The sequence below is a fragment of the Spirochaetota bacterium genome, from assembly GCA_017999915.1.
Classification (GTDB): Bacteria; Spirochaetota; UBA4802; order UBA4802; family UBA5550; genus RBG-16-49-21.
In genome coordinates this window covers 748,261-765,918 of sequence record JAGNKX010000001.1, presented here as the reverse complement: position 1 = coordinate 765,918, position 17,658 = coordinate 748,261, and the positions used below count along the sequence as shown (strand labels likewise).

Annotated in this window: 11 protein-coding genes, 2 tRNA genes and 2 rRNA genes; 4 read left to right on the top strand and 11 right to left on the bottom strand. The window is 47.8% G+C overall.

The genetic code is table 11. The features are described 5' to 3' along the window. The first annotated feature begins 65 nt into the window (after positions 1-65). Entirely contained in the window at positions 66-1,487 is a 1,422-nt protein-coding gene (locus tag KA369_03190; protein MBP7734955.1) for a GHKL domain-containing protein, read from the top strand. Between the two features lie 9 nt (positions 1,488-1,496). On the opposite strand, the gene KA369_03185 is transcribed toward KA369_03190, so the two are convergent. From KA369_03185 to KA369_03145, 9 genes are all read right to left on the bottom strand, one after another. After that, positions 1,497-3,869 (bottom strand): SpoIIE family protein phosphatase, encoded by a 2,373-nt coding sequence (locus tag KA369_03185; protein MBP7734954.1) that lies wholly within the window; start codon positions 3,867-3,869, stop codon positions 1,497-1,499. Positions 3,870-4,421: 552 nt separating this feature from the next. Beyond that, a complete protein-coding gene (locus KA369_03180) occupies positions 4,422-4,724 on the bottom strand; it encodes an STAS domain-containing protein (protein MBP7734953.1) in 303 nt (100 codons plus the stop codon). Between the two features lie 196 nt (positions 4,725-4,920). Continuing rightward, positions 4,921-7,914 (bottom strand): 23S ribosomal RNA (locus KA369_03175). A gap of 229 nt (positions 7,915-8,143) precedes the next feature. Beyond that, positions 8,144-8,216, bottom strand: a tRNA-Ala gene (locus tag KA369_03170). A 13-nt stretch (positions 8,217-8,229) separates the two neighbouring features. Further along, positions 8,230-8,303: transfer RNA gene (locus tag KA369_03165), tRNA-Ile, on the bottom strand. A gap of 102 nt (positions 8,304-8,405) precedes the next feature. Continuing rightward, a 16S ribosomal RNA gene (locus tag KA369_03160) occupies positions 8,406-9,954 on the bottom strand. The 16S and 23S rRNA genes sit together here with 2 tRNA genes alongside, the layout of an rRNA operon. 333 nt (positions 9,955-10,287) lie before the next feature. Then, positions 10,288-10,749, bottom strand: a complete 462-nt coding sequence (locus KA369_03155; protein MBP7734952.1) for a hypothetical protein — start codon at positions 10,747-10,749, stop codon at positions 10,288-10,290. A gap of 315 nt (positions 10,750-11,064) precedes the next feature. Then, positions 11,065-11,337: a divalent-cation tolerance protein CutA gene (locus KA369_03150; GenBank protein ID MBP7734951.1), complete on the bottom strand. Its 273-nt coding sequence runs from the start codon at positions 11,335-11,337 to the stop codon at positions 11,065-11,067. A 54-nt stretch (positions 11,338-11,391) separates the two neighbouring features. After that, positions 11,392-11,793: a hypothetical protein gene (locus tag KA369_03145; protein MBP7734950.1), complete on the bottom strand. Its 402-nt coding sequence runs from the start codon at positions 11,791-11,793 to the stop codon at positions 11,392-11,394. Between the two features lie 758 nt (positions 11,794-12,551). On the opposite strand from KA369_03145, the gene KA369_03140 reads away from it, so the two are divergent. The 3 genes from KA369_03140 to KA369_03130 all read left to right on the top strand — a co-directional run bounded on the left by KA369_03140 (position 12,552) and on the right by KA369_03130 (position 15,439). Then, positions 12,552-13,595, top strand: a complete 1,044-nt coding sequence (locus KA369_03140) for a M23 family metallopeptidase (protein MBP7734949.1) — start codon at positions 12,552-12,554, stop codon at positions 13,593-13,595. A gap of 422 nt (positions 13,596-14,017) precedes the next feature. Continuing rightward, positions 14,018-14,845, top strand: coding sequence for an SDR family NAD(P)-dependent oxidoreductase (locus tag KA369_03135; GenBank protein ID MBP7734948.1), 828 nt, complete (start codon positions 14,018-14,020; stop codon positions 14,843-14,845). A 3-nt stretch (positions 14,846-14,848) separates the two neighbouring features. Beyond that, positions 14,849-15,439: a TetR/AcrR family transcriptional regulator gene (locus tag KA369_03130; GenBank protein ID MBP7734947.1), complete on the top strand. Its 591-nt coding sequence runs from the start codon at positions 14,849-14,851 to the stop codon at positions 15,437-15,439. 131 nt (positions 15,440-15,570) lie between these two features. Here KA369_03130 and fliM read toward each other — a convergent pair whose 3' ends face one another. Then, positions 15,571-16,596 (bottom strand): flagellar motor switch protein FliM, encoded by a 1,026-nt coding sequence (gene fliM, locus KA369_03125; protein ID MBP7734946.1) that lies wholly within the window; start codon positions 16,594-16,596, stop codon positions 15,571-15,573. Then, on the bottom strand, positions 16,593-17,555 hold the full coding sequence (locus tag KA369_03120; GenBank protein MBP7734945.1) for a hypothetical protein: 963 nt from the start codon (positions 17,553-17,555) through the stop codon (positions 16,593-16,595). The genes fliM and KA369_03120 overlap by 4 nt, the downstream gene beginning before the upstream one ends. Positions 17,556-17,658 lie beyond the last annotated feature (103 nt).

Sequence of the window (17,658 nt, the reverse complement as noted above, 5' to 3'; positions counted from 1 at the left end):
AAGTTATATGAAACTCATTAATTTTAATTAATCAATAATCTTCTGAGGTTTCTTGCAGCCAGATCATGGAACTGATATATTCAATCTTCATTAATCTCATATTTTACGTCATAATCATACAGATTGTTATCGGCGCCTTATTCTTTTTTTTGGGATTATCCAGGCGTTTGCTCCTCAATTCCTTTTCAATGCTCCTCATCATAACGCCGCTCTATCTGAAATATAATAAAATCATCGAAGTCATTCCCCTGTCATTCCCGACATTGATCGGACTCTGCCTCTTTCCCATCACCCTTACGGTCATGATACGGCATTATTATATTCAATACAGCCAGACATCGCTGGTACCGGTCAGCCTTTTATCGGCGGCATCATTTTTCATGCTGATCGTGTTCCCTGGCTACAATGGCCTGATCATTTACCTTGCGTATTTTTTATTCTATGTCTACATCCTGTACATCATTTTTCCCGGCAGGCACGAGCTGACCTCCGTGCTCCTCCTGGCCATCCTGTTCATGAATTTCTTTTACATATCCGTGACGGTCTATACCCTGAATGAAATCCATTTTATCATCTCAGCCGGTATCATGAATATCTCGGTAACATTTATCCTGGGGTACACCCTGCGCAACAGGATCGTAAGCCTGCTCAACCAGTTCAACATGATAAACGAGCTTAACACCAAGCTCTACCACCGCCTGGCCCGGTTGAAGCAGAGCAACGACTCATGCCGGAAGATCATCCTCGAAAAGGACCTGGAGCTCTCCCAGATGGCGCGGCACGCGAGCCTCGCCGAGCTTACCACCGGTATAGCCCATGAGCTGTCCCAGCCCCTGACCGGCATCAAGGGCATATCGCAGAATATGATCGACGACATAAATGCTGAGGAATTCGAGAATCTCCAAGGCGTCTCGGAGCTCATGAAAATTTGCGCTCTAGTGGACAAGTCCTCTTTGATTATCGATCACATACGGAACTTCTCGAAAAAGAGCACCCTCTCGATCAAGCAGATTGACCTGAATAAAGTGATACTCGAAGCGATCGATCTGATTCAGTTTCAGTTGAAAAAGAACAGTATTGACCTGATATTCGTCCTTGATGACGCCATTCCACCAATACTCGGCGATAAGCTTTCCCTGGAGCAGCTTATCGTCAACATCATCATGAACTCCAAGGACGCGATACTGGAAAAGCAATTTTCTTCCTCGGAGGAAAACGGGACCATACAGATGACCACCTTTTCCGATGAACATTCCGTGACGATGATCATTCAGGATAATGGAAGCGGCATATCGGAAGATATCATGAATAAAATCTGGTCGCCTTTTTTTACCACGAAAAAACGCGACCATGGGACCGGCATCGGCCTCTCAATCTGCAATAAGATATTGAAAGATCACAACGCGACAGTAGGCATTCAATCCGACAGCAACGGGACTCAATTCTCCATCCGCTTTCCCCTGGGGCCACCGAAAGAAAGCAGCTAGGACCGGCCGTCAGCCGGCCTCGCTGTCGGGAATAATATCGATTACAATCAGTGTAATATCGTCTTCCAGCGTCTGGCCTTCGGCGATTCCGGCCCATTTTTTCACAGCATCGACTATACTTCCGGTAAAGTCTGCGCCATTCTTTTCATTGTTATCTCGGATAAGGTCATACAGGCGTTCTTCGCCGAAGATTTCCCTCGTGTGATTTCTCGCTTCAACAATTCCATCAGTATATAATATGATCCTGTCATGATCGAAAATTTCAATTTCATTGTATGAATATCTCGAATCAGGGAAGATACCGATGGGACGGTCATAGATCTTGTCGGAAATGATCTTATCGCTCTTTTTGCGCCAGATAAGGAGAGGCCGGTGTCCGGCATTCGAATGATATATCTTTTTTTTATCAAGATCGATGTAGACGCAGCAGGCGGTCATGAATATGCCGTGAGGATATTTTTCCATGACAGAATTGATTTTTGTAAACAACAGAGAAGGATCCTTAAAATCTATTTTATAGAACGTGAAGGCCACCTGCATCATGGCTGCCACTATCGCCGCAGGGATGCCGTGGCCCGCCACATCTGCTATCAGCACGCCCACATGCCTGTCATCAATCAAATGATAATCGTAATAATCGCCGCCCACCTGCGTTGATGTTTCATATTTGACGGCAAAACGAATATTATTAAGTTCCGGCATTTCACGGGGAACAATAGTCTTCTGGATGTCCATGGCGATCTCCAGCTCATTTTGCAGAATGCAGAACTTACTCTGCATCATGAATGACTCCTTCATGGAAATCAGGCTCTGTACCCTTGCAATAAGCACATCGCTGTTGACCGGTTTCATGATATAGTCGTTTGCGCCGGCCGAGAGACCGGTCCCGACAGCGCTGGTACTGCTCTGCGAGGTTAGCATGATGATCGGTAGCTCATGGATGGAAAAACGCTCCCTGATCTTCCTGCATACGTCATATCCCGAATCCCCGGGAAGCATAATATCGAGCAGTATCAGGTCGGGAATATTTTTTCTGTCAAGTTCATCAAAAAGCTTTGAACCGCTTTCCGCCGGGATGACATCATATCCTTCAACGGACAGATGATTAATGATCACCTGAAGGTTCACCGGTTCATCATCGACGACCAGTATTTTCTTGCGCTCGTTCGTCGCCGCATCAAGCTGTGCAGGGTGATGAACCATGACATCAGCTCCGGAAAAATAATCCATATCCTCCGAGACGGGAATGATAACGCTTTCCGACGCCTTCATACTTTTCTCTTCATTGCTTCTTTGAATGGTAAAATAGAACCGAGATCCTTTCCCCGGCTCCGATTCCACCCGGATCGTTCCGCCATGGAGCTCAACGATTTTTTTGGTAATGGCAAGACCCAGCCCGGAACCGGCAAGATGCCGTACCGCGGGCTGCGCGGTCGTTTCATAGGTGTCAAAAATTTGCTCCCTCTGATCAGGGGGTATGCCAACCCCCGTATCTTCAACGGATACTGTGATCAGATTATCGTCATTGCCGCCGGCAACCGCATTAATGGTTATCCCGCCTTTCTCGGTGAAGCGTATGGCATTGCCGACAAGGTTAAGGAGCGCCTGCTGAATTCTGCTTTCATCACCCAGGGCGATCATAGACAGCGGATCGATGGAATTCCTGATGGCCAGTGACTTCTTTTCGACAAGAGGACGCGTGATTGAAATAACGACTTGTGTCGCATCATAGAGGTTCACCGGCTCGCGGTTTATCAATATGTCACCGTGCTTGAGCTTGGAAAAGTCGAGGATATCATGGACAAGACCCGCAAGGCGGCTGCCGCTGGCAGCGATCAGCGAAAGATCGTGTATCACTTCTTTATTGAGCTGTCCGGCGGCGCCCTTTATGAGAGATTCGGAAATACCGATGATTCCCGCCAGGGGCGTTCTCAGCTCATGGGATATATTAGCCAGAAATTCATCCTTGAGGACATCAAGCTGCGTCAGCCGAAGGTTCGTCCGTTCCAGTTCATGGATCTTCTGATTGATGATCCCCACCATGTGATTGAACATATCCGACAGGCGCCCGATTTCATCGTGGGACGAAACATTGATACGGAACCCCATATCCCCATCCTCAATGCGCTGGGCGGCTGCGGCAAGATTATCAATGGGCCTCGAGATGAACCTGCTGAAAAAATATCCTGCCATGCCAACGATCAGGATGGCAATGGCTGTAACGCCGAAAATGAGGCGATGCAATTTCTGCAAAGGAGCGATGATGATCGTTTTTGAGAATATGAGCCTGACAATGCAGAGCGGCTTTTTACCCGGCAGTGACCCTGTTGCGGCGAACATATAGCATACATCACCGGTGCCTGCCATCGTTATTTCGCTCATTTTTTTTTGCGATATAAGCAGCCCGACTTCTTCGTTACTGATGCGGGCATTATCAGCTTTTACCGGAATTCCATACCCTCGTATTTTGTACGAAGCAAGGATGAATCCGTTAAATTCTTTTTTTGAAGAAATTACAATGGCATCCGCATAGACCATTCCCTCGCTGGTCAGTGTTTTCAGCACCGACATCATTTCCTGCGTGTCTATCTGCGTGGATTTAATATCACCGCCATTGGCGAGAATTATGGTCAAAACTGATTGAGCAAAAAACTTGCTGAATATATAACCCTGGTGAGTAACCGAGGCTATTTTTTCCTCTTCCTGTTTGTGGAGTATAAATAGAGATATGGGCAGAGATGCACAGAGAATGATTAGTATGAAAATCAGTATTAGCTTATATTTTATTTTCATCAAATTCCCTTACATACGGTTTGTCAAGCAAACCGGCCTGCTCATAGGGACTTCAGCGCCTTCATATTCCCGCCTTACAGGCTCTTCCCTATGAAAAAGCTACCGGGTGCGCTTATTCAGTAATAATAAGCTTTTTAGGATTTATTCTATTTCAGCATTATTGCTGTATATCGTTAACAGCGTATCGACAGTGGCAAGTTTCAGTATTACGCGTATATCATCGCAGACATTAACCAGGCTGATCTTTCCGTCATAATTGCTCATGACCCTGTGCGCCGTCACAATCAAGCCAAGACCTGAGGAATCCATGTATTCAACCTTTTGGAGGTCCAGGATGATGCTGGGCGTTTTTTCATGAATTAATTTAAATATAGCATTCTTCAATTCACTGACGCTAAAATAATCAATATCGCCCTTTAATTCGATTATTTTATGTTCTTTCAAATCTCGGAAATGAATATCCATTAATTATAACCAGCATTTTTTTAACTATCAGCTACATGTTGATAATGTATATATCCGATATATAAAAACAAGCATTTTACTATAAAAAATGTTCCATAAAAAATAACATTATCTTATCCTTTCCAAAAAATGCAAAAAAATACGCCCAAGGTTATCACCTTGGGCGTATTATAATATGGTCAAGCCTCACGACTGATTAGTACTGGTCGGCTGAACACATTACTGCGCTTACACCTCCAGCCTATCAACCTTGTAGTCTTCAAGGAGTCTTCAGTGGCCCGAAGGCCAAGGGAAATCTCATCTTGGAGTTGGCTTCCCGCTTAGATGCTTTCAGCGGTTATCCATTCCGAACATAGCTACCCAGCGGTGCCGTTGGCACGACAGCTGGTACACCAGAGGTTCGTCCATCCCGGTCCTCTCGTACTAGGGACAGATCTCCTCAAATTTCCAACGCCTGCAGAGGATAGAGACCGAACTGTCTCACGACGTTCTGAACCCAGCTCGCGTTCCGCTTTAATCGGCGAACAGCCGAACCCTTGGGACCTTCTCCAGCCCCAGGATGCGAAGAGCCGACATCGAGGTGCCAAACAGCGCCGTCGATATGAACTCTTGGGCGCTATAAGCCTGTTATCCCCGGAGTACCTTTTATCCGTTGAGCGATGGCCCTTCCACACGGGACCACCGGATCACTAACCCCTACTTTCGTACCTGCTCGACTTGTAAGTCTCACAGTCAAGCTCCCTTATGCGTTTACACTCTGCGCACGATTTCCGTCCGTGCTGAGGGAACCTTTGGGCGCCTCCGTTACTCTTTAGGAGGCGACCGCCCCAGTCAAACTGCCCACCAGACAGTGTCCCGGCCCCAGATAATGGGTGCCGGTTAGTAGCCCAATACAATAAGGGTGGTATTTCAAGGTTGACTCCACCGAAACTGGCGTCCCGGTTTCAAAGTCTCCCACCTATCCTACACATACTGCACCAAACTACAGTGTCAGGCTACAGTAAAGGTTCACGGGGTCTTTCCGTCCTTCTGCAGGTAGTCCGCATCTTCACGAACATTACAATTTCGCCGAGCTCCTCGTTGAGACAGTGATCAAATCGTTACACCATTCGTGCAGGTCGGAACTTACCCGACAAGGAATTTCGCTACCTTAGGACCGTCATAGTTACGGCCGCCGTTTACCGGGGCTTCAATTCAGAGCTTCGCCTTGCGGCTAACCCCTCCTCTTAACCTTCCGGCACCGGGCAGGTGTCAGACCCTATACATCATCTTACGATTTAGCAGAGTCCTGTGTTTTTGGTAAACAGTCGCTTGATCCGTTTCTCTGCGGCCTCTTCATGCTTCACCCGCAGGGGTGTCACACTAGTGAGGCGTCCCTTCTTCCGAAGTTACGGGACCATTTTGCCGAGTTCCTTAACGAGGATTCTCACGAGCGCCTTAGGATTCTCTCCACGCCTACCTGTGTCGGTTTGTGGTACGGTCACCCAGTTTCGCGTTTAGAAGTTTTTCTTGGTAGCCTAGATTCTGGACCTTCGCTCGCCCGAAGGCTCACTCCCCTACAGCCTCGGCTTAAAGGGATCCGGATTTGCCTGAACCCCAAGCCTACACTTAAGAACAGGGACAACCAACGCCCTGCGCCCATATCTTTCTACGTTACTCCATCACGATAACCTCCACCGGGTGGTGCAGGAATATGAACCTGCTTCCCATCGACTACGCCTTTCGGCCTCGCCTTAGGGGCCGACTAACTCTGAGTTGATTAACATTGCCCAGAAAACCTTAGGCTTTCGGCGAACATGTTTTTCACATGTTTTATCGCTACTCATGCCGGCATTCTCACTTCTATACAGTCCAGTCGTCCTCACGATCGACCTTCAACCCGTATAGAACGCTCCTCTACCACTCATTACTGAGTCCAAAGCTTCGGTAGTATGCTTAGCCCCAATCATTTTTGGCGCAGAGTCACTCGACCAGTGAGCTGTTACGCACTCTTTGAATGGTTGCTGCTTCTAAGCCAACATCCTGGCTGTCTAAGCAACTCCACCTCCTTTATCACTTAGCATACATTTCGGGACCTTAGCTGTTGGTTTGGGCTATTTCCCTTTTGACCACGGAGCTTAGCCCCCGTAGTCTGACTCCCGTGTTCTAAAGTTACGGCATTCGAAGTTTAAATGGGGTTGGTAAGTTTGTTGACCCCCTAGCCCAGTCAGAGCCCTACCTCCGTAACAAAACACACGAGGCTATCCCTAAAGATATTTCGAGGAGAACCAGCTATTGCCGAGTTTGTTTGGCCTTTCACCCCTAGCCACAACTCATCGGAGCGTTTTTCAACACACAACCGTTCGGTCCTCCATACCGTTTTACCGGTACTTCAACCTGGTCATGGCTAGATCACTCGGTTTCGGGTCTACTCCATATAACTAATCGCCCTATTCAGACTCGCTTTCGCTCCGGCTCCGTGATTACTATCACTTAACCTCGCTATATAGAGTAACTCGCCGGCTCATTCTACAAAAGGCACGCGGTCAGGCATGCAAGCATAGCCCTTCCACACCTTGTAAGCATACGGTTTCAGGTTCTATTTCACTCCCCTCTCGGGGTTCTTTTCACCTTTCCCTCACGGTACTTGTCCACTATCGGTCATTGGTGAGTATTTAGCCTTACGAAGTGGTCTTCGTGAATTCCCACAGGATTTCTCGTGTCCCGCGGTACTCAGGAGTGTGAACCAGGAAGGTCTTAATCTTTCGTTTACGGGGCTATCACCCTCTTTGGCGCTCTTTCCAGCGGCTTCAACTAGATTAAAACTTTGTAACTTCCCGAAGGTTCCAGGACACCCTCCGTCCACACCCTATTACCCCGATCCTACAGCGCTCCTGGGCTGTAACGTAAAGACCGGTTTAGGCTGTTCCCGTTTCGCTCGCCACTACTCAGGGAATCGCTATTGCTTTCTCTTCCACTGGGTACTTAGATGTTTCAATTCCCCAGGTTAGCCTCTGCAACCTATGAATTCAGTTACAGATACTATGGGTTCACCCATAGTCGGTTTTCCGATTCGGTGATCCCCGGGTCAAAGGATGCTTGCTCCTCACCGAGGCTTATCGCAGCTTGCCACGACCTTCATCGCCTACCAATGCCAAGGCATCCACCGTACGCCCTTACTTGCTTGACCATATTATTTTATCATGAAAATGCTTTAGGCATTTTCATAATTTCGGAGCGAGGGTACATAACGTTCCCTCACGAATCCTAATGCTGGTCAGCATTCGGCACTCATGTTCTCATTTGATTTTCGACGAAATTGTTAAACCTGATTTCTGTAATTAAAATTGGCTTAACCGTTTTAAAAGATCCGGGCCTCTGGTAGCCCCGGGTTTAAACCCGGGGCTACCAGAGGCATTTGGAGGTGAACGGGATCGAACCGATGACCTACTGCGTGCAAGGCAGTCGCTCTCCCAACTGAGCTACACCCCCTATTTCATCCCATTGGGCCTGAGTGGAATCGAACCACCGACCTTACGATTATCAGTCGTACGCTCTAACCATCTGAGCTACAGGCCCTGGTTCATGATGTTCAGGCCTATAGGATAAATAGGCTTGTATGACAGTTCTCTCAAAACTGGGTAGTATTAAATTTCCCCTGTTAAATATGACTTTCCTTTTAAAGGAGGTGATCCAGCCGCACCTTCCGATACGGCTACCTTGTTACGACTTCACCCTCTTCACCGACTTCACCTTAGTAACCTTCCTCCTTGCGGTTAGATCAGCCACTTCGGGTGCTGCCAACTCAGATGGTGTGACGGGCGGTGTGTACAAGGCCCGGGAACGTATTCACCGTAGCGTGCTGATCTACGATTACTAGCGATTCCAGCTTCATAGAGTCGAGTTGCAGACTCCAATCCGAACTGAGACCGGTTTTTTGAGATTTGCTCCACCTCGCGGCATTGCATCTCTTTGTACCGGCCATTGTAGCACGTGTGTAGCCCTGGACATAAGGGCCGTGATGACTTGACGTCATCCCCACCTTCCTCCGGTTTATCACCGGCAGTTCCCCTAGAGTGCCCAGCGTTACCTGTTAGCAACAAGGGGTAAGGGTTGCGCTCGTTGCGGGACTTAACCCAACATCTCACGACACGAGCTGACGACAGCCATGCAGCACCTCTATACCTGTCCGAAGAAGGGTGTATCTCTACACCTGTCAGGCACAGTTCAAGCCCAGGTAAGGTTTTTCGCGTATCATCGAATTAAACCACATGCTCCACCGCTTGTGCGGGCCCCCGTCAATTTCTTTGAGTTTAAGCCTTGCGGCCGTACTCCCCAGGCGGTGTACTTAATGCGTTAGCGTCGGCACTAGTGAACAAGTCACTAACACCTAGTACACAACGTTTACAGCGTGGACTACCGGGGTATCTAATCCCGTTCGCTCCCCACGCTTTCGCGCTTCAGCGTCAGTTCTAGGCCAGAGAGCCGCCTTCGCCACTGGTGTTCTTCCCGATATCTACGCATTTCACCGCTACACCGGGAATTCCGCTCTCCTCTCCCGAACTCAAGAGAACCAGTTTTGGATGCAGTTCCTGGGTTGAGCCCAGGGATTTCACACCCAACTTAATCCCCCGCCTAGACGCCCTTTACGCCCAATAATTCCGAACAACGCTAGCCCCATACGTATTACCGCGGCTGCTGGCACGTAGTTAGCCGGGGCTTTAGGCAGGTACCGTCATCACAACGAATATTACCCGTTGCTTATTCTTCCCCGCTTATTGGACTTTACAACCCGAAGGCCTTCATCGTCCACGCGGCGTCGCTGCGTCAGGGTTTCCCCCATTGCGCAAGATTCTTAACTGCTGCCTCCCGTAGGAGTCTGGGCCGTATCTCAGTCCCAATGTGGCCGGTCACCCTCTCAGGCCGGCTACCCATCGTCGCCTTGGTGGGCCATTACCCCGCCAACTAGCTAATGGGCCGCGGACTCATCTCCAGGTAGTAGGCCTTGCGGTCCCCACCTTTAATGGCTACTACTTGTGTAGCGTGCCATGTTATTCGGTATTAGCCACCCTTTCGAGTAGTTATCCCAATCCTAGAGGCAGATTATCCACGTGTTACTCACCCGTTCGCCACTCTCCTCCCAATGCAAGCATCGGGATTCTCGTTCGACTTGCATGTTTAAGACGCGCCGCCAGCGTTCGTTCTGAGCCAGAATCAAACTCTCCATGATAATTTATCATAAAGATAATTTGGTTCAAATTTTGAATTTAAGAAATTAACAGAGGTAGTTTTTATATACTACCCAGTTTTCAAAGAACTATCACATATGACAAAAAAATCCCCAACCTTGTCGCTTTTGGAGATTTTTCAACAATCAGTTCGCCTGATCACAGGCGCTTAATTATTTCAAATCTTTAGGTAACCGTTTTAGTAACCCTTTGATTTATTAAGTGATGTAACAATATGCTACACTCACTCAGTGAGAATGTGAAATTATTTTTTATGCTAAATTTTGTCAAGAGTTTTTGCGAAAAAAAATTTTTTATTTTAAATTTTTTTAAAATTACCATTTTTTAGAGTTTTCTTCTTCATAGCCTGTCAGCATATAATATGCCGCCCTATCAAAAAAAAGAATAACCCGATCGCTTACCTCCAATGCCTGCTTATAATCAGTCATTTCATTTTCCAATTTCTCTTTAACAAAGAGCCACATGTGACGTTTTAAAAGAACCAGGGCCTGGAAAAATTGAGAAGCCGGAACCCCTTCATTATGCCTGATTTTGCCTAATTTGGCATAATATTCCTTCACTTCTTCCTTAGGCAAACCCCTTTCGACCCATCTAGACAATTCCCTATAAACCCGAATCCCTATGTCATATAATTCATGGGGATCCATTTTCCGGTAGGCGACTGTTTTTTTGTTCCGGAGAACATCGTTCATGAAATGTTCAATTATTTCCTGATGATTCTCCTCTATGAGCCTAACAAACTTATTGGTAATAATGCTGTTAGTGATTCTGTTCATTTCGCCCGCCTTATAATGTAATTATGATAATTGCTATAATCAACATTAATTTTGCACTTTTTTAATCAGAAATAAAATATACCTCTCCTCCTTCCAAATAAAAAGGAATCAAAATTGAATAAATTACTTATCGCTGTTTTATAATATTTAATAAAAATAAATTTTTCAAATTATCAATAAATTTTTTAAAAAAATTCAATTTTTATGAATTCAATGAATAATTCGGTAAAACAATTGGCAATTCTACACTGAATCAAATTTCTGTACACCATTTGGGGAATACGTTCATTCAATACAATTATATGCAATTTTGTATTATAAACAGGCAGTACTATCTATAAGCCACTGTATATAGGGTTCACTCCCCCCGGTTATATCATAGCAGATTATTTCAGGCACTTCATAGGGATGCATTGCCTTTATCCGTGAAGAAATCGCATCGAAGAGCGAACCCCGGCTCTTGATAACTAAAAGCAATTCATTATCTTTACAGATATCCCCTTTCCATCGATAAACCGATGTAAGGCCTGGAACAATATTGACGCAGGCGGCGTATCCCCCTGAAACCAGATCCCCGGCTATTTTCATTCCCACTTCTTGGGATGGAACAGTGCAATAAACAATGATGCAACGTTCCACGGCCTACTTTTTTCCCGGTTTAACGGCGGCGATGAATATACCCGCCAGATCCACCCGTACGGTTTTCCTCTCAGGAAGCTTTTCAAAGACACCTTCATCGCAGAGGAGATCCATGACCTGGGCTCCTATTTTTGCCTTTACGATGGGAACTTTTTTTATTTTATAGACCTTTGGAATCTGTTCAATAACGGATTTCGGAATGTTCGCATTGGCGATCTTATCCATTCTCTTTTCCAGCACCAGTATTGACGCCGGGACCTTGTGCTGATTGACCAGCTCCTGCTGGTCATCCATCTTCTTCTTGACCTTGTTTTTAAGAATCCTATATACAACTACCCCGGCGGCAACGACCGCCAGCACTATAACGATCAATATATAACCGCCCCACTCTTGCCAGAAAGTCACAGGAATCCCTCCAAAATATATGAATTTAACAGGCATGCCCTACTGAAAACTCTCTATTGCCTGAAGAAGTATCTCCATCCAATACCCTGAACCTGTCAATAATTAATTACACGTAAAAAAAATCACTCTCCTGAATGACATCAGCTTTATATCCCTGCATTCCTTGAATAAACGCCACAACCCTGCGGGCACTCCATTGAAAGCCCCTATCATCCGCTGACTGTCTCGGGATTCATCGGTGACGTTCCAAATACAATACAAACACCCGCCACCTGGTCCGGATTTTTCCTTGAGCATTCAGTGTACGGTTCCGGATCACTCTTTCCGGTATCACCGATAAGGAAGGACCTGTACCCGGACACGGCAAGGGTAGGATAAAACAATAATTCCGCACCGCAATCCAAATCATTGCGGACCTGGCATCTCCGCATCCACCGGCCGGGCTTAAACCGACGGCAGCGGGAGACATAACAGGCAAACTGTAACCATAATGGCCAGCGCCTGTAACTTTTTCATCGCCATTTTCTACTGACTATGAAGTATGAATATACCGTAAAAACCATTATTTTTGTAAGTCCTTCACTTTAATTATAATTAAGAAAAACTTGACATAAATATATCGAATAAATATTATATACAAAAGGGTTTTATCCATTAATTTTTTTTGAATATTTTTCAGTTCCAATTAAACCGATAAATATAGCAATAATAAGCCTTTTTATTAATCAAGTTATACAGCAGACGAAACCAAACTGGTCATGAACCTGAATCCTTTTAAAGAAACAAATCTGAATGATTTGCAGAAGAATATTCTGCAGTTCCTCTCAGACCATTTGAGCTCCAAACAGGCGATGCTAAAAGACTGGTGGAAGCGCTTTGTCACCAAGGGAAATGAGCGCATCACCATAATGTTCATCCCCCACTCCGAAAAGAGAATTATTAACTTCCACGTATCCATATTCGCCATCGCCATTATAGCCGGAGCGGTGACGGCGACGGTCACGGTGACGTCCGTGTTGATCATCAATCACTCGTCGACCATCAAGGAAGTCTCCAAGCTGAAAAAATACGGCTCCAATTCGAAGATCCAGATAAAAAAATACAAGGAAGAGATCAACGAACTCTATGACATCTTCCAGAAATTCAAGCCGGAAATCACCCACCTGTATTCGCTTACTCCCGGCAGCGACATTGATTCATTATGGGCCAAGGGCGGTGTCCCCAATCCGGACCCGCCGGCCTTTGAAAGCGGTGATGGCGGCGAAAATGGAAACACCAGCGTGACCGCCCCGCCCATCGAGATCCTGAACATCCAGGAAATCGAGCGGGAGCTGAAAACGACCAAGAAGGTCCTTTCTAAAATAAAAGTATTCCTGGAATACCGAAAAAAAATAATCGAAACCACCCCGTCAATATGGCCGGTCAACGGCTATATCATCTCCCGTTTCGGACAGCGCAATTCCGTTAACGCCGCCGAAAGTGAGCACCATAATGGGATCGATATCGAAGCATTCCCTGGTTCAGAGATACGGGCCACGGCACCGGGCAAGATAAGCGAAATCCGCTGGGACCCGATCCTTGGGCTTGTTGTCTCAGTGAAGCATAAATACGGTTTTACCACCGCCTACTCCCACTGCCAGCGGGTATCGGTAGAGCCGGACCAGCAGGTCGCCAAGGGAGAGGTCATCGGCTACGTGGGACGCACCGGAAAGACGGCGCGCTATATCTGCCACTATGAGATCATCATCGGCACCGAATTCGTCGATCCCATGCCGTACCTGAACAAGATATCACGGCAGTAATCGTTATTCAAATACCATAACTCCTTTCGGCCCCGGGAGATATCTCCGGAGAAAAGGGGCTCTCACTAAAGGATTTTGAATACCGTCCAATTCCCTTCAAATGGGCGAGACGCACCATCATTTTTCTCATCACGCAGGCACTGGACGACAGCATCAGGGTTTTCCGTAAAAGACGACGGCTCCATGATTACGGCGAATCTGGGCGTCAATCCAAGCCACACCATAACAGCCCTGGCGGAACACGCGATGAGTCATATTCCAATGAAGAACAGTGCCAAGCAACACAAATCGCATCGCCTCGTATCGGCACGCAAAAGGTGAAAGGCAATCGCGTTCGGTATTGTAAAAAAAGTTGACACCCCGCTGGAGTATTATAAAATTAGAAAATATTTCTAATAATGTTTTCTAATTACGGAGGGGCCATGAAAGGAGTGGCGGTGGTGACCGGCGGGAACAGGGGGATAGGAGCGGCCATTGCCTTGGCAATGGCTGAAAGAGGCTACCATGTCAAAATTATGTGCCGCAGCGGCGAGCGTGCTCGGACCTTTATCGAGGAAGCCGCTGCCAGGAGAATTGGATCCATCGAATGGATCGCGGGTGATCTGGGTTCAATAGCCGGCGCCAGGGATGCCGCGGAACGGATTAAAAGAGAGTGCCCAAACCTATCGGTATTCATCCACAATGCCGGTATGTGGCCCCTGAAACTGGAATTCAACGAAGATGGCCTGGAACAGTCCTTTGTCACCAATCACCTGGGACCTTTTATCATAAACATCCTCCTGGAGGATCTGTTCACCGCGAACCGCTGCAGGCTGGTCCAGGTTTCCGCCGGGCTTTATCTGATCGGCATGAAGGACTACGAGGCTGCCGCCGCCGGCACAAACTTCAGCATTTTGAGAACCTATGCCACGACAAAACTCTTTAATCTGATATGCACGATGCAATTCGCCCGGCTCTGGGAGGGGAAGGGCGTAACCTTTAACGCGGTCCATCCCGGCGTTGTACGGACCGGCCTGGGAGACACCGGCGGGGCCCTGGGCTTGTTCTTGCGCTGCGCAAAACTGCTGCAGCTTACACCCGAGGAAGGCGCCAGGGCGCCGTTAAGGCTGGCGGACAATGCGAAATTCAGCGGGGTCACCGGCAAATATTTTGATCGATTCAGGGAAAAGGATCTTGCGCCCATCGCCCTCGATGGCGCTTTCAATGAAGGACTCCGGGAACAGGCCATGAAACTTGGATTCGGCAGATAACCGATGGGCTGGAAACAGGAACGGGGAAACGAAACCGCGGCAAAAATCCTGGATACCGCCATGGATATCTTCCGCGAAACAGGCACGACCCGCATCCCCGTGGTGGACCTGAGCGAACGTTCCGGAGCCACTGCCGGATCCATCTACCATCATTATGGATGCATGAACGGCGTTGCCGCGGCTCTCTATATACGGTCCCTCTCAGGCCTGCTCAAAACCATCGCCAAGGCGGTCCAACGGCAAAATACCCCGGAATTGGTCATCCGGTCCCTGGTGAAGGCGTATCTATCATGGACAAGAAAGAATCCGGACGAGGCAAGATTTATCCATGCGTCCACGTTCCAGCCTTATGTCCGCCAGTATGCCGACGAAATCGCAGCCGCAAGAAATTTATCCATGATAACAATCGCAGCCGCAATCCATTCCCTGGCCGATACGGGGCAATTTGTAAAGCTCCCTGAATTCATGTACGAAATGATCATCATCGGTCCGGCTGCAGAAACGGCGCGGCGCTGGCTGGACGGTGATCCCGCTGTCGATATCGCAAGGGCGGAAAAAGACCTGCCTGACCGTATCCTTCGGGCATTGACATAGGATCAGCGGTTGCACAATCGGTTTAAACAATGCAATGACAGAGGAAAGTGTTTGCGCCGGGAAGTTGAATAGGCAACAAGGCCCATGGTGCTCCATGGGCCTTGTGTGTGACATGGCACAGTTCAAATTAATTAAAAATCATCGTCGCTTCTCTTCGAAATCAGCAGTTCATCCGGCACTTCCTCTATGCGCTCGCCGATCTTGATCGCCATGCGGCTTGACACCACGCCGGGCCGGCACTTGAACTTCTTGCGGCCGCCGATCTTCAGGGTCATGTCGGACCCGACCTTGGTGTCCGGCAGCTTGATGACGTCGCCGACGCTCAGGCGGAGCACTTCCTGCACGGCGACCTGAACCTCGCCGAGCTCGGCCACCACGGGAAGGATGACGGTTTCGAGCCGTTTCTGGATGACCGAAAGGTTTTCGTCCGTGGCGCCCTTCCTGATGCTGGAATACATGTACTGCGCCGACAGCTTCGAGATCACCGGCTCGATGGAGATGTAGGGAATACAGAGGTTCGTCATCCCTTCCACCTCGCCGACCTTGGTTTCCAGGGTGATGAGAACGACCATGTCGTTGGGAGGGACGATCTGGGCGAATTGCGGGTTCGTCTCGATATTGCCGAGCCGCGGCCGGAGGTCGATAACGTTCGACCATGCCTCCCGGAGATTCCCCAGGATGCGGACAATGATGCCTTCCATGACCGAAAGCTCGATATCGGTGAGCTCCCGGCTGATCTTCGTGGCTTCTCCCATGCCGCCGAAGAGCTTGTCTATGATCGTAAAGGTGATGGACGGGTCGATCTCAAGGACCGCCGAACCCTTCAGGGGATCCATGTTGATGACGGCCAGGGTCGTGGGGTTTGGGATCGACCGTATGAATTCCTCGTAGGTAAGCTGGTCGACAGAGGCCACGTGAACCCCCACCAGGGCCCGGAGCTGGGCCGAAAGGGCCGTCGTGGTCAACCGGGCAAAGGTTTCATGCATCATCTGGAGGGTGCGGATGTGGTCTTTCGAGAACTTGTCCGGGCGGCGGAAATCGTATATCTTGACCTTCTTCTGCTCCTTGGCTGCAGAATAGTCAGTGGTGTCCACCTCGCCCGTTGAAATTGCGGTCAATAGGGCATCAATTTCATCTTGTGATAGGATTTCGGTCATTTTCTGGCACCCTTCATAACCGTGGCCTCTTCATCGGTTATCAGCCACAGGTTTTTGTATTGCTCCAGCGTGAACCGGTATTTGTACCGGTAGGTCCACCGGATTCCGAACCGCTCCTCTATGACATCAACATAGGCAGTTTTCCGTTCCTTTTCAACTGCCTCTCGCACGATTCTGTAATTTATCAGGTAATCGTCCCTGTTCCTGGTGACATATTTTATAAAATCTTTTTCTATTTGAGACTTTTCCTCATAGTTGGCCCGGATATACTTCTGTACAAATTCCGGGAAGGCGTTGATATATTTTTCAACATTAATGAACTTGATCCAGTTGTCCCAATCCCTATCTTTTTCAGCCTTCAGTGTCAACAAAATTACTTCTTTAGGTGAAATGCCCCGCTCGATCGAATCAACCTCGCTGGGCTTGTTCAACCTTTTTTGTTCCACGATCTTAAAAGAGAGTTCATTGTCGCTTTTAATGATACTGTTTTCCTCAAAGGCGGGATAGAACAGGCTCTGAACACGGTAGGTTGTATTGAGATTTACGGTGAACAGGTCTTTGAGGTTTACGGTATGGACGAAGGATTCCCCCGGAGCAAGCTCCACCATGCGCTTTTCAAGGCCCCTGACGATATCGGCAAGGTCTCTCTTCTCAATCCTGTAGGGAACGGTTATCTCGGCTTCCCGGCCCTTCATGTCGAAGACAAGGGGCTGAAAGGTCGTATAATTGGACGATTCATTTTCCAGCGAATCATACACCTCGAAATAATTCTTCTTCTCTGATATGTTTTTCACATGGATATGAAGCGTCACATCCTCATCGGCATAATATATTTTTTTGTCCATCCTGAGGTGAACGCGGAACTTGTCTGGTTCATACACGGCGGAAAGCGCCGGGCCGATAAAAAACATGATCATCGCTGGCAGAATCAGGGCATGAACTATTTTTCTTTTTTTCATGGGAAAATGACGCATCCTCTGTAAGGCGCTATAAACAGATATATCTATTTAACAATTTCGGTATAAAACGAGACTTTTGTTATTAAAATTGGCTAAAATATGA

What these genes read in the sequence shown, in the direction of transcription:
- KA369_03190 (MBP7734955.1), top strand. Translation starts at nt 66, where the DNA reads ATGGAACTGATATATTCAATCTTCATTAATCTCATATTTTACGTCATA.
- KA369_03185 (MBP7734954.1), bottom strand. Translation starts at nt 3,869, where the DNA reads ATGAGCGAAATAACGATGGCAGGCACCGGTGATGTATGCTATATGTTC.
- KA369_03155 (MBP7734952.1), bottom strand. Translation starts at nt 10,749, where the DNA reads ATGAACAGAATCACTAACAGCATTATTACCAATAAGTTTGTTAGGCTC.
- KA369_03150 (MBP7734951.1), bottom strand. Translation starts at nt 11,337, where the DNA reads ATGAAAATAGCCGGGGATCTGGTTTCAGGGGGATACGCCGCCTGCGTC.
- KA369_03140 (MBP7734949.1), top strand. Translation starts at nt 12,552, where the DNA reads ATGAACCTGAATCCTTTTAAAGAAACAAATCTGAATGATTTGCAGAAG.
- KA369_03135 (MBP7734948.1), top strand. Translation starts at nt 14,018, where the DNA reads ATGAAAGGAGTGGCGGTGGTGACCGGCGGGAACAGGGGGATAGGAGCG.
- KA369_03130 (MBP7734947.1), top strand. Translation starts at nt 14,849, where the DNA reads ATGGGCTGGAAACAGGAACGGGGAAACGAAACCGCGGCAAAAATCCTG.
- fliM (MBP7734946.1), bottom strand. Translation starts at nt 16,596, where the DNA reads ATGACCGAAATCCTATCACAAGATGAAATTGATGCCCTATTGACCGCA.
- KA369_03120 (MBP7734945.1), bottom strand. Translation starts at nt 17,555, where the DNA reads ATGAAAAAAAGAAAAATAGTTCATGCCCTGATTCTGCCAGCGATGATC.